The organism is Yersinia alsatica (assembly GCF_025133195.1).
Taxonomy (GTDB): Bacteria; Pseudomonadota; Gammaproteobacteria; order Enterobacterales; family Enterobacteriaceae; genus Yersinia; species Yersinia alsatica.
On sequence record NZ_CP104006.1, the window covers coordinates 539,092 to 551,730 of the forward strand.

Genomic DNA, 12,639 nt, shown 5'->3' on the forward strand with positions numbered 1-12,639 from the left:
CGGATTAAGGTCGAAAGCTAAAAATCAGTTTTGCAGCACCGATGAAACCAAGAGCTGGGTGTAAGGATGATGTGGGTCGTCCAGTACCCGGTCAGTTAGGCCACTTTCAATCACTCGGCCCTCCTTCATCACCAGCAGGCGGTTAGCCAGTAGACGGGCGACGCCGAGGTCATGGGTAACAATCACCACCGCCAACTGCATTTCCACCACCAGATTGCGCAGTAAATCCAGTAATCGTGCTTGCACGGAGACATCCAGCCCACCAGTGGGTTCGTCCATAAATACCAGCTTCGGATGGGTGACCAGATTGCGGGCAATTTGGAGCCGCTGCTGCATACCGCCAGAGAAGGTAGTGGGCAGGTCGTCCAGGCGGGATAATGGGATCTCGACATCTTCTAGCCAGCGGCCTGCTTGTTGGCGTATTTCGCCATAATGGCGCTGGCCGATAGCCATTAAGCGCTCGCCGATATTGCCCCCGGCCGAAACCTGTGGCCGCAGACCATCCAGCGGATGCTGATGAACCACACCCCATTCAGTGCGCAGCAAACGGCGGCGCTGGCTTTCAGCCATTTGATATAAATCAACGGGTTGCTGTGCTTCAGGGCGGTAAATAATATGCCCATGTTGCGGGGTCAGACGGGCTGAAATAGCCTTCAGCAGTGTGGTTTTACCTGAGCCGGATTCGCCGACAATGCCCAAGACTTCACCGGGATACAGCTGAAAAGAGACATCGCTAAATCCTTTGCCCGGCGCATACAGGTGGGTGAGGTTTTCCACCGATAGCAGCGGATGGGCGATGGGTTGTGCTGGTGCTGTAATCATTGGATATTTCCCTCGCGTGCCGCACTATTCTGTGCGGCGGCCTGCGCCAGTTGTTGCTGACAAAAATCGGTATCCGAGCAGACAAACATCCGGCTGCCCTTATCATCCATCACCACTTCATCAAGATAACTGTGGCGCGAGCCGCACAGGGCGCAGGGTTCATCCCATTGCTGCACCGTAAATGGGTGGTCGTCGAAATCCAGACTTTCCACTTTGGTAAAAGGCGGCAGGGCATAAAGACGTTTTTCGCGCCCAGCGCCAAACAGTTGTAGGGCGGGCATCATATGCATCTTGGGGTTATCAAATTTTGGGATCGGTGACGGGTCCATCACATAGCGATCGTTAACTTTCACCGGGTAGGCATAGGTGGTGGCGATATGGCCGTAGCGGGCGATATCTTCATACAGTTTCACCTGCATCACGCCATACTCCTCCAGTGCATGCATTTTTCGAGTCTCGGTTTCGCGCGGTTCAATAAACCGCAGCGGCTCGGGGATCGGCACTTGATAGATAAGGATTTGATCCTCGCTCAGGGGTGTCTCGGGGATGCGATGTCGGGTCTGGATCAAGGTGGCATCCGTGGTTTTTTCCGTGGTGGCGACCCCGCTGACTCGCTGGAAAAAGCGGCGGATCGATACCGCGTTGGTGGTGTCATCAGCCCCTTGGTCAATCACTTTCAAGACATCATGGCGGCCAATCAGACAGGCGGTTAGCTGGATGCCGCCCGTCCCCCAACCATATGGCATGGGCATCTCTCGCCCACCAAACGGCACCTGATAACCGGGGATTGCCACGGCTTTCAGCAGGGCGCGGCGCAGCGTTCTTTTGGTCTGTTCATCCAGATAACCCAGGTTGTAACCGGCGAGAACCTCAGTCATGGTGTGGCTCCTGTTGTTCATGGGATGGCGGCATCGAGGGTGACAAATACTCACGGCGCAGGCGTTTCAGCAGCTCTAATTCGGCTTGAAAATCGACGTAATGGGGCAATTTGAGATGAGAGACAAAACCGGCGGCCTCGACGTTATCGGCATGGGCTAAGACAAACTCCTCATCCTGTGCCGGGCTGGTGACATTTTCGTCATATTCACGGCTCTGTAGCGCGCGATCCATTAACGCCATCGACATGGCTTTGCGCTCACCACGACCAAAGACCAGCCCATAGCCGCGAGTAAAATGCGGCGCTGCGGATTCCGGGCTGACAAAACCATTCACCATTTCACACTCGGTCAGTAAGATTTCACCAATATCGATAGCAAATCCCAGCTCTTCTGGCTGAATAGAAATAGTGAGATAGCCGGTACGGATTTCGGCAGCGAATGGGTGGGTGCGGCCATAACCGCGCTGAGTGGAGTAACTCAGCGCGAGCAGAAAACCTTCATCGCCGCGCACCAGTTGTTGCAGCCGTGCCGAGCGGTTGCAGGGGTAAACTGGTGGGTTACGGGTGATATCTTCCGGTTGTGTGCCGTCATCAAGCTCTGCTTGAGCCAGTTGCTCTTGAGTCAGTAAATCAAAGACATGAGCACAGTTATGCGGTGATAATTCGGCCTCCCTGCCTTTGGGCGCAAGTGGAGCATCACCAGAGGCCAGTAAGGTGAAATCCAGTAACCGATGGGTGTAATCGTAGGTCGGGCCGAGCACTTGCCCGCCGGGTAAGTCTTTATAAATCGCTGAAATGCGCCGCTCGAGTCGCATATTCTCAGTTGCCAGCGGCTGACTGATAGCCAGGCGAGGTAGAGTGGTACGATAGGCGCGCAGCAGGAAAATGGCTTCCACCAGATCACCACTGGCTTGTTTGATCGCCAATGCCGCCAGTTCGCGATCATAGATGCCGCCTTCGGTCATCACCCGATCAACCGCCAGACCTAACTGTTGCTCGATCTGTTCGCAATCGATCGCCGGGATCTGTGGATCACCGCGCCGCTGGTGTTCCAGCAATTGATGGGCTGCCGCAATGGCTTTTTCGCCCCCTTTGACTGCAACGTACATCAGCACACCTCCACATGGGTGGTTCGTGGGATAGCCATTAAATTCCCACCACAGGTGAGTAGGAAATCGATACCGGCCGGGAATGCCACAGGCCGATTGAGCAGATAGTTCAGCACCACGGTGGGTAGCAGTGGGGCGATGGCGCGATAGTGTTCAATTCCCGGCCCGCGTAGGCGCAGCGGCGTGCCTTGGTGCAGGCTATCGGCCTGAATAATCACGGTTGCTGAGTGCTCCGGTGACAATTCATTGCCTGCCGGGCAGTCTGCCAGCTGTTTTTCTGTTATCTGAGGACTGAATAGAGCAAAGCAGGCCTTGCTAGTGCTGGCTGTCAGCGGCGCTCCGGTGTGGAAACGCACATTCTGTTGTGCAGTGTCACTGTTGATCAATGGGTCCAGATAGAGTGGCGTTTCCTGGTCCGCCAATGTCAGCAGGAGACTGGTGCTGGCGGGGTTCAGCGGCTGCCAGCCAGTGCTATGCGGCAGGGCAACTAACACTCCGGGTTCACTTAATGCCTTGATAATATGCCGAAAGGCCTGTTGGGCATCCTCTACCGGATGGTCGAAATGGCTTAATAAACTCATTAATCTTCTCCCCGCACCAGTGTGAAGAAATCAACCTTGCTGGTGGCAATAGCGCGGGCGCGTAACTCCCGCCGTTCCTGTTGTGCGGCGGCCAGCGGGTGAATAACAGTATTAAGCAGTAACTCGTTTAACCCCGCCGATTTGCTACCCAGGGTAGAGAGTTGCAGCAACGCATCGAGCAGAGCGCAAAGTTCAGCATGGGGCTTATTGCGCCCAACAATGTAGCTGTAACCGTAAACATCTGCGTGGTCGTCCAACTTGATCACTGCGCGGGTGATGGTCATATCGCCGAGAATAAACCGGCGGCCTGTGCCCCCCATGCGGGCCTGCAATTGGTTTAAGCCGATCTCCGGCGCGCGGATAACCTGATAGCACGGTGCAAGATTTAAGGGTTGCCAGTAGGTGAGCAGTTCATCCGGTTGGCTATGGGCCAACACGGACATCCAGCTCTGTCGGGCAGTCAAGGCGCTTTCCATCTAGTGCTCCATCGTCAGTTCAATCATGTCGGCACGGGTCAGGCTGACGGAGTACTCCGCCACCTGTTGGCTATCAACACAGATATTCAGCGTCCGCACACACAGCAGTGGGGCATGAGTGGCAATTTCCAGTAAACGGCTCTCTTTGGCCTGAGCACGGCGCGCACTGATTCGGGTCTGACTACGGCTCAGCGGTTGTTGCAAATTCTGGCTGATAAATTGATGCAGTGAACCGGAGTTAAAATGTTGCAGAGCGGGCCACCAATTTAGGTCGGGCAGGTAGTGATCGATAACACAGACTGGCACGCCATTGACGCGCCGTAATGTGCGCAAATGGATAACGGTCGTTCCTTCAGTCAGTGATAGCGCTTTTGCGACATGCTCAATACACGGGCGTAAAACTGCTAGTAAGCGCTCACTGGTGGGGTCACTTCCTTGGTCGAGCAAGTTCTGGCTGAAGCGAGCATTGGCATGCAGCGGGTAGTCATAAGGGCGCATCAGTACCAAAATGCCAATGCCTTGACGGCGCTGCAACCAACCGCGCTCAACCAATTCATCTACAGCCCGGCGCAGGGTATGGCGGTTAACTTGATAGCGATCAGCCAGTTGCTGCTCAGAAGGCAAGTAATCGCCACAGCGATATGCGCCGCGTAGCTCCTGCTCTAGTTGGGCCGCAATTTGTTGATAGCGGGTGGGATAACTGGTCGGTGGTCTAGATAAGTGCATGGCGGATATACCCTCTCTCAGTATTATCACCACTGACTGTTATCCACGATGAAATGGCAAAAGGACGAATATGGACTGGCAAGTGGTGGCGTGTCATGGCGATAACCAGTAAGTGATCTCATCGCTATGCTGGCGGTTTTTAATGACAGTTGGGTTAAGCTCAGATGGCGATACGATGAAGTTTATTTGCGGTTATCGGCGAGCGTTTTTATCTAGTAAATCGACCTGCTTATAGTAAAAAGATTTATCGCATTATCAATCTGATACATATCCTCACCTAAAAATCCCACATTAAACAAAAAATAAACATTATCTTAACTTGAGAGAAGCATAAGTGTCTCTTATAGTTATTTTTACGTCGTTGTGACGTTCTCTGTGGGGGGTCATACCATGTGCCCTGATAAAATCAGCCGTCTGAGCAAAATAAGTCTGGCAATATTACTGGCCTGCTCGCTTGCGGCATGTAGTGGAAGTGGCGGCGGTTCTCACAATACTGCGAAGAATAGTGCCGGCCAGACAACCGGTGGAACGGGTTCCGGCAGTGATGGCAGTGGCAGCGGAAGCGATGGTAGTGGCGGGGATGGCAGCGGTGGTAGTGGCTCTGGGGGCGGAACCGGCGGTGGCACGGATAATGGTGGTGGCTCCACAGCGAATAATTCTGCGGTCGGTAATGTGGTCAGTGGTGTCGGGACTGCCGTGGATGGCGTCGGCAATACTGTCAGTGGTGTTGTTAGCCAAACCCCGGTTGGCAGCTTACCCGTTGTAGGGAGCGGTTTGGTCACCGTGGTTGATAGCGCGGGCAATGCCGTGAGTGACGTAGGAACCGGTTTACAGAACGGCGTGGGTCAATTGGGAAATAATCCTAATGCATTGGGCACTACAGCTGCTGGCGTACCGAAAGCCGTAGCGGATGTTGGAACCGGTGTTTCAGGATTAGGTGGCACAGTTTCAGGTATCGCCGCTAATACCCCATTGGGCAGTGTGACTGGCACGGCGGGTGGATTAGTTTCTCAGACTGGTGGGGCGGTAACTTCCATCGGTAATGGGTTGGCGCAAGACCTGCAAACCGGGTCGACCAGCAAGTTAACCACTGCGGCGACCGGCATAGTGACGCCAGTAGTCGGCCAGGTACAAGATATTACTCAGACCGTGGGGACGACCACCGGCATTGGTGCTCCGGTTAACAATTTACTGACTGCCGTAGGCGGCACTGTTGCCACAACCGGTACTCAAGTTGCTACCAATGCACCGGCTTTGGCTGGGGTGGGGCAGGTGCTGCAAGGTACCGGACAGGCGGTTGAGAAAACCGGTGGCTTAGTTACTCCACCAACCTCTGCAGGTGGCTCGAATGGCTTGCTGGCAGGAGTGAGTAATTCTGTCGGCGGTGTCACCGGTGGATTAAGTGCCGATGTCTCTGCTAACGCCAATGCTAGCGCCGGTGGTGGGTTATTGGGTGGCGTTGGCGGATTATTGAAGCCAAAAACAACTCATTAACTCGATACCCTTTGTCGTTGAAGTTGTTGGGATACTCGCTGCGCTTATTTGCAGCCTGGTTGCAACTCCAATGACCTAGCCTGACTCCTTCTTTATTGAGGGAGTCAGGCCATATAAATAATAAAAAATATCACAACTATAATTTAATGTGCGCAAAGGAAGTCTCCTATGAATAATAGAGTGTGGCTATTGTTTTTATTTGGTGCAGGCAGCGCATGGCAATACAGTGCTTCAGCTAATACCGTCCCCATGCTGATTGATCAGAATAACCCGTCCAGAATATCGCGTGAGATTACTAAACCACAAGCCACACGGACAGTGCCGCCAACAATTTCCACTCCGACGCCACATTCTAAATTAACCTTGGATACCTTAATTGAAGTGAAACATATTCAATTTATTGGTGGTACTCGATATAACATTAATGTCCTCAGTGAACCCTTTGCCGCTTATATTGGTAAAAAGGTGCCATTAAAGAATTTATTAGTTGCCACCCAGTCTATTACTAAATTGTATCAGCAAGATGGCTATATTCTTTCTTATGCTTATTTGCCAACGGATAACTTTACCCATGGGACGTTGAAAATAGGTTTGGTGGAAGGCTATATCGCCAATACTCGCATTCAAAGTGAAAATGCGGCAATAGGGCGCTGGCTGACCAAGCTGTCCCAGCGCATTATGGCAGAGAAGCCACTGACGCAAGATACCTTTGAGCGTTACAGTATTTTAATGAGCCGGACGCCAGATGCCAAGGTAATCGCCACAGCTAAAAACCCGGATAATATTTATGGCGCGACATTGCTGGATGTTAAAGTTGACTATCCACGTCACTGGAATGTCACTACCGCATTGGATAGCCGCAAAGGGGTTTATAGCGGGGTACTGAATGCAACCTTAAGTGGCTTTACGCCTTATGCTGAACAGTTTGGTGTGGCGACATTATTACCATTAGACAGCAAGAATCGAGACCAATATCTGGGTTTAAATTATCAGCAATATTTAGGCAGTAACGGTTTATCATTACAAACTCGTGGCAGTTATTATAAACAAGAACCCAAAGATTATACCGATGTACTGACACTGTATCCGCAGGATATTACCTTATCCAGCCGCACTGAACAGACGCAATATTCAGGCGGGGTGGTATTAAGTTATCCGTTGCAATTAACACGTAAGCGGCAATGGACAGTGAGTGGCGGTGTAGATTATCTGGAAAAAAGTTATAATTTAAAAAGCCGCGCTCGTTTTAATACACTTAATAATGCCTTGCTCGATTTAGAGGATCAAAATCAGCGAATGCGTTATCCCGCGGCGGAATTGGCACTGACGGGTTATCAAGAATATACCCAATCTTATTGGAGCACGCGTGCCAGTGTGCGCAAGGGAATAAACGGGGCTTTGGCATCCAGTTCAGTTCCATGGGGGGATTTGGGCTTTACTCGCTGGAAACTTACTGGGGATGCGGCGTATTTAATGGCAGAAAAGTGGCGGTTAAGTGCTTCGGCTGAAGGGGATTGGTCTGACAATGATCTACCGGAAGCGGAACATGTCACTTTTGGTGGGCTGCGGTTTGGACGCGGTTATCCTGACAGCGAAGCTACCGGTGACTATGGCTATGGTGGGCAAGTAGAAATGCGCTATATGCATAATCGGGAAAAGGGCGACTGGCTTAAAACCATCCAACCTTATGCTGTGCTGGATACTGCTCATACTTGGTATAACTCGCCGATATTCCGTGCACAAAAATTGGCTTCTTATGCCGTGGGCGTCACCTTGAGTGATAACAAACACTATTCGCTATCACTGGAAGGGGCGAGGCCAATTGGTGACCTGCCCAGTGATAGTTCGCGCCGTGATTGGCGGTTTAATGCCACGTTGACTTATAACTTTGCAAATTAAATCAGGGTGTTATTAGCGCAGATAATGGATGACTTGATTACCGCTGCCGCGCCAGATAAGTGACGGATCTTTCAGATCTTGCACGAATTTGCCATCGACCAGCACATTAATTAAATCAACTACTTGCTGTTGTTCTTCACTCAGTTCAGAGAGCGTGTAACCCGTCCAAAGCCAGATATCTTTGCCGTCGCACTCTTGGCGTACACGAGTCACCAGTTGCAGGATAGCGGACAAATTTTGCGGATGTAGCGGATCGCCGCCGGAGAGGGATAGCCCTTGCCGACGGATACGGGAATCATTCAGATCCGCAATGATCTGATCTTCCATTTCATCGGTAAATGGCTTACCCGAATTCAGCCGCCAGGTACTTTTGTTATAACAACCCACACACTCGTGTACACAACCAGAAACGAATAGCGTACAGCGAGTGCCGGGGCCATTAATAACATCGACTGGGTAGTATTGATGGTAATTTATGATAAATGCCTCCCTCGTACTTGAAGTCGCAGGAGTGTTGGCTACATTCACTCACCCGAATCACTTACTCATGTAAGCTCATCGGGATGAGTTTCTTTGCCGCCTACCTGCAACTCCAATTACTTTGGGTAATCGTTTTTAGTCATCAGCCCAATTGCCCATTAGCCAAGTGTTTTACCCGCCGTTTGACTTCTTCTTGCTTGCCAGCATTGAACGGCCGCGCATCCGGGCTACCCAGATAGCCACATACCCGACGGGTTACCGACACTTTTGACGGCTCATGATTACCGCATTTCGGGCAGGTGAAGCCTTTGCTGGTACAAGAAAACTCCCCGGTGAAACCACATTCGTAGCACTCATCAATCGGCGTGTTGGTGCCGTAATAAGGGACTCGGCTGTAGCTATAATCCCAGACATCTTCCAATGCTCTAAGGTTATGTTGCAAGTTGGGATATTCGCCGTAACAGATGAAACCGCCGTTAGCCAATGGTGGATAAGGGGCTTCGAAATCCAGCTTATCGTAGGGGTTAACTTTCTTTTCAACGTCTAAATGGAAGCTGTTGGTGTAATAGCCTTTATCAGTCACGCCCTCTACCACGCCAAACTCGGCAGTATCCAGACGGCAGAAACGGTCACACAGGTTTTCGCTCGGCGTGCTGTACAAGCTAAAGGCATAGCCGGTTTCATTTTTCCAGGCATCTGTTGCTTGTCGCATGCGTTCGACGATTGCCACGCCTTTTTCGCGTAACTTTTCGTTGTCAAAGACATGGGTCTGATTGCCGAACAGGGCATTAACAGTTTCATGGATGCCGATAAAGCCCAGAGAGATAGATGCGCGGCCATTTTTAAAGATTTCAGAGATATTATCATCCGCTTGTAAGCGCACACCGCAAGCACCTTCCATATACAGGATCGGCGCGACACGTGCTTTGATTCCTTCCAGACGGGCAATGCGGGTCATTAACGCTTTTTTAGCTAACAGCAGGCGCTCATCCAGCAATTGCCAGAATTTCTCTTCATCACCTTTGGCTTCCAGTGCGATACGCGGCAAGTTAAGGCTGATAACCCCCAGATTATTGCGACCATCGTGGATCTGCTTGCCATCTTCTTCATACACCCCCAAGAAACTGCGGCAACCCATTGGGGTTTTGAAGGAGCCGGTGACTTTAACCACTTGATCGTAATTCAGAATATCGGGGTACATGCGTTTGGTGGCGCACTCTAGCGCTAGCTGTTTGATATCGTAATTAGCATCGCCAAATTTATGGTTCAGGCCATCACGGATAGCAAAGACCAGTTTCGGGAATACCGCGGTTTTACGATTTTTGCCTAAACCGGCAATGCGATTACGCAGAATGGCTTGCTGAATCATGCGTGATTGCCAACTGGTGCCTAGCCCAAAGCCGAAGGTGACAAAGGGGGTTTGACCATTGGCGGTGTGCAGTGTATTGACTTCATATTCCAGTGATTGGAAAGCGTCGTAGCACTCTTTTTCGGTGCGTGACATAGCATAAGCAGAGGCGTCAGGGATTTGCCACTCTTCAGCGACAGCTTTATGTTTGTTAAAACTTTCAGTGACAAATGGCGCCAGAATTTCATCAATGCGGTTAATGGTTGTTCCGCCATAAATATGGCTGGCAACCTGCGCGATAATCTGTGCCGTCACCGCGGTGGCGGTCGAAATGGATTTTGGCGGCTCGATTTCCGCGTTACCCATTTTAAAGCCTTGAGTCAGCATGCCATCAAGGTCAATCAGCATGCAGTTGAACATAGGGAAGAATGGCGCGTAATCCAGATCATGATAGTGAATCTCGCCGCGCTCATGAGCCAATACCACGTCCCGTGGCAATATATGTTGCTTGGCGTAGTGCTTGGCAACAATGCCGGCCAGCAGATCACGCTGAGTCGGGATAACTTTGCTGTCTTTGTTTGCATTTTCGTTCAGCAGCGCTTTGTTACTTTGCTCTACCAAACCCCGGATTTCCTGATTCAGGCGACCACGCAGTTCCCGCGAGATATCCCGGTCATGGCGATACTCGATATAAGCTCGGGCAAGCTGCTTGTATTGACCGGCCATCAGTTGGTTTTCTACCGCGGTTTGGATATCGCGGATATCAACCTTCGGCTGGTTTTCCATCGTCTGAGCGACCACACGGGCAACAGTTGCACAATAATCTGCATCCACAACGCCAACAGCCAAGGCTGCGCGCTCGACAGCTTCCTTGATTCGCACCTCATCAAAAGGTACCTGACAACCGTCCCGTTTAATCACTACTGTTTTCACAATGTCGCTCCTGTATCCTGCCGCGTAGGGTTATCCACAAGACAACCCGCAGCACATAAGGGCTGCGAGAGAGTGTGTGGATGGCTTTGTGGATAACTACTACATATAGATGTCTGAATTCCTGCAAACACTATATATAGGTGATGGCAAACAAGTTTGACTTAGGACAAGGAAATCGGCGTTAGGTTTATTCCTGTTCAACGTCCGCCCAAATGGGCATTTTATGCTGTGGATTAGAGCGCCTATGGACGGAAATGTTCTAGTAAAAAATCAACCCATACGCGCACCCGTGGCGGCAAATCGGCTGAAGCATAATAGAGCCACAGTGGCACCGGTGCAGGCCAGTGATTGGCTAACACCGGCAGCAGAGTGCCGTCAGCAAAATGGGGTTCTGCATGCCACTGTGCCACATAGGTTATTCCCATATCAGCCAGTGCCGCGCTCAATAATACTTCGGGCTGTGAGATTACCAGGCGGCCAGATAATTCGAGAGATTGCACCTCATTATTGTGTTGCAGTAACCATTTGACTATCCGCCCAGTGGATGGGTTTCGGTGCAATAAACACTGATGCTGATAGAGATCGGCCGGAGTGTTCGGCGAACCATAACGCGCCAGATAAACGGGAGTGGCGGCCAGTACCATCTGCATAGGGTAAAACTGACGAGCAATCAATCGGCTATCGGGGTCAATACGAGTGCCGATGCCAACATCAAATCCTTCTCCGACCAGATTAACCACTCTGGGCTCCAGTGAAAGATCGAGGTCAATCAATGGGTAGCGCGCCATAAACGCTGGGATCAGTGGCATTAATAGTTGGCGACCAAAACCGGGGATCAAACTGACTCGCACCGTGCCACTGGGATGTTGCTCATCATGACGCGCGGTATCCAGAGTCTGTGACAGCGCCTGCCACAGTGGTGCGACCCGCGCCAATAATGCTTTGCCTTCATCAGTCAGCATCACGCTATGGGTATTGCGTTGAAACAGGCGCACTGCCAGTCTCTGTTCCAACACGCGGATATTTTTACTGATCGCGGCGGGGGTCACCCCCAACTGACGTGCGGCGGCAGAAAAGTTCTCATTTTGCGCGGCACTGAGAAAAGCCGGTAACAAACGGTGAATATCAAAAGGCAGCGACATATTGGTTGATACCTTGAGTTGAAATTGATGTGACTGATAGCAGTCTACTCGGCCAGGACAGAAAATGAAAAAATAGCGTTATCAAACCTGTTGGAGAGTGAATTATGTCGCGTATTTTAGTGTTAACTGCCCACCGTAACCCAGATGAGTCCCGTATCAACCGCCAGTTAATAGAGGCAGTTAGTCTCATACCGAATGTCACCGTGCACGAATTGATGCGTGAGTATCCAGATTTTCAGATTGATGTTGCTCGCGAGCAACAGTTGCTGGAGTCGCATGATGTGATTGTGATGATGTTTCCTTTTTACTGGTACAGCTCGCCAGCGATTTTAAGTGAATGGCAGGATGCGGTTTTAACTTATGGTTTCGCCTATGGCAGCAGCGGGGATCGGCTGCGGGGCAAACCTTTGCAGTTGGTGGTGTCTACCGGGGGGAAAGCCCAGGATTATAGCCCGCAAGGTTATAACCGTTACCCGGCGTTAGATTTGTTATTACCTTTCCACGCCATGGCTAATATGACCGGGATGGATTTTTTACCGCCGTTTTTGGTGCAGGGGGCCAATGCCATGGAGGAGGATACTTTGCAGGAGTATATTCAGGGAGTGATGAGGATGATGGAGGGTTTTTAGTTTTTAGTGATCGGTTCAGATGCTAGTGGGAGATCCGATCATGATTTTGGTTTAGGTGCTTAGATTCGGTTGTTACAGCTTCACGGCTCACTTAACCCTTGTCGCCTCAACCGGTCAAGGGTG

Annotated in this window: 12 protein-coding genes; 3 read left to right on the forward strand and 9 right to left on the reverse strand. The window is 51.1% G+C overall.

The window, feature by feature from the left end:
• Positions 1–24: 24 nt before the first annotated feature.
• The 6 genes from phnK to phnF are packed head-to-tail and all read right to left on the reverse strand — an operon-like array spanning position 25 to position 4,591.
• Positions 25–822: a phosphonate C-P lyase system protein PhnK gene (phnK, locus tag N0H69_RS02470; protein WP_050135594.1), complete on the reverse strand. Its 798-nt coding sequence runs from the start codon at positions 820–822 to the stop codon at positions 25–27.
• Positions 819–1,700 (reverse strand): alpha-D-ribose 1-methylphosphonate 5-phosphate C-P-lyase PhnJ, encoded by an 882-nt coding sequence (locus tag N0H69_RS02475; RefSeq protein ID WP_050121710.1) that lies wholly within the window; start codon positions 1,698–1,700, stop codon positions 819–821. The genes phnK and N0H69_RS02475 overlap by 4 nt, the downstream gene beginning before the upstream one ends.
• Positions 1,693–2,808: a carbon-phosphorus lyase complex subunit gene (locus tag N0H69_RS02480; protein ID WP_050152069.1), complete on the reverse strand. Its 1,116-nt coding sequence runs from the start codon at positions 2,806–2,808 to the stop codon at positions 1,693–1,695. Before N0H69_RS02480 ends, N0H69_RS02475 begins: the two co-directional genes overlap by 8 nt.
• Entirely contained in the window at positions 2,808–3,389 is a 582-nt protein-coding gene (gene phnH, locus N0H69_RS02485; protein ID WP_050152070.1) for a phosphonate C-P lyase system protein PhnH, read from the reverse strand. The genes N0H69_RS02480 and phnH overlap by 1 nt, the downstream gene beginning before the upstream one ends.
• On the reverse strand, positions 3,389–3,865 hold the full coding sequence (gene phnG, locus N0H69_RS02490; RefSeq protein ID WP_050152071.1) for a phosphonate C-P lyase system protein PhnG: 477 nt from the start codon (positions 3,863–3,865) through the stop codon (positions 3,389–3,391). The genes phnH and phnG overlap by 1 nt, the downstream gene beginning before the upstream one ends.
• Positions 3,866–4,591, reverse strand: coding sequence for a phosphonate metabolism transcriptional regulator PhnF (phnF, locus tag N0H69_RS02495; RefSeq protein ID WP_050110280.1), 726 nt, complete (start codon positions 4,589–4,591; stop codon positions 3,866–3,868). It abuts the gene before it with no gap.
• Between the two features lie 390 nt (positions 4,592–4,981).
• Here phnF and N0H69_RS02500 point away from each other — a divergent pair, with 390 nt between their 5' ends.
• Positions 4,982–6,085 carry a collagen-like triple helix repeat-containing protein gene (locus N0H69_RS02500; RefSeq protein ID WP_050152072.1) on the forward strand — a complete coding sequence of 368 codons (1,104 nt, stop codon included), beginning with the start codon at positions 4,982–4,984 and terminating at the stop codon, positions 6,083–6,085.
• Between the two features lie 168 nt (positions 6,086–6,253).
• Entirely contained in the window at positions 6,254–7,984 is a 1,731-nt protein-coding gene (locus N0H69_RS02505) for a ShlB/FhaC/HecB family hemolysin secretion/activation protein (RefSeq protein ID WP_050152073.1), read from the forward strand.
• 12 nt (positions 7,985–7,996) lie between these two features.
• On the opposite strand, the gene nrdG is transcribed toward N0H69_RS02505, so the two are convergent.
• From nrdG to N0H69_RS02520, 3 genes are all read right to left on the reverse strand, one after another.
• Entirely contained in the window at positions 7,997–8,461 is a 465-nt protein-coding gene (nrdG, locus tag N0H69_RS02510) for an anaerobic ribonucleoside-triphosphate reductase-activating protein (protein ID WP_050111251.1), read from the reverse strand.
• A gap of 145 nt (positions 8,462–8,606) precedes the next feature.
• Positions 8,607–10,745 (reverse strand): anaerobic ribonucleoside-triphosphate reductase, encoded by a 2,139-nt coding sequence (gene nrdD / locus N0H69_RS02515; RefSeq protein WP_050121699.1) that lies wholly within the window; start codon positions 10,743–10,745, stop codon positions 8,607–8,609.
• 242 nt (positions 10,746–10,987) lie between these two features.
• Complete coding sequence (locus N0H69_RS02520; protein WP_050111247.1) at positions 10,988–11,887, reverse strand: LysR family transcriptional regulator; 900 nt, start codon at positions 11,885–11,887, stop codon at positions 10,988–10,990.
• Between the two features lie 104 nt (positions 11,888–11,991).
• Here N0H69_RS02520 and N0H69_RS02525 point away from each other — a divergent pair, with 104 nt between their 5' ends.
• Entirely contained in the window at positions 11,992–12,516 is a 525-nt protein-coding gene (locus N0H69_RS02525) for an NAD(P)H-dependent oxidoreductase (RefSeq protein ID WP_050111246.1), read from the forward strand.
• The last annotated feature ends 123 nt before the right edge of the window (positions 12,517–12,639 follow it).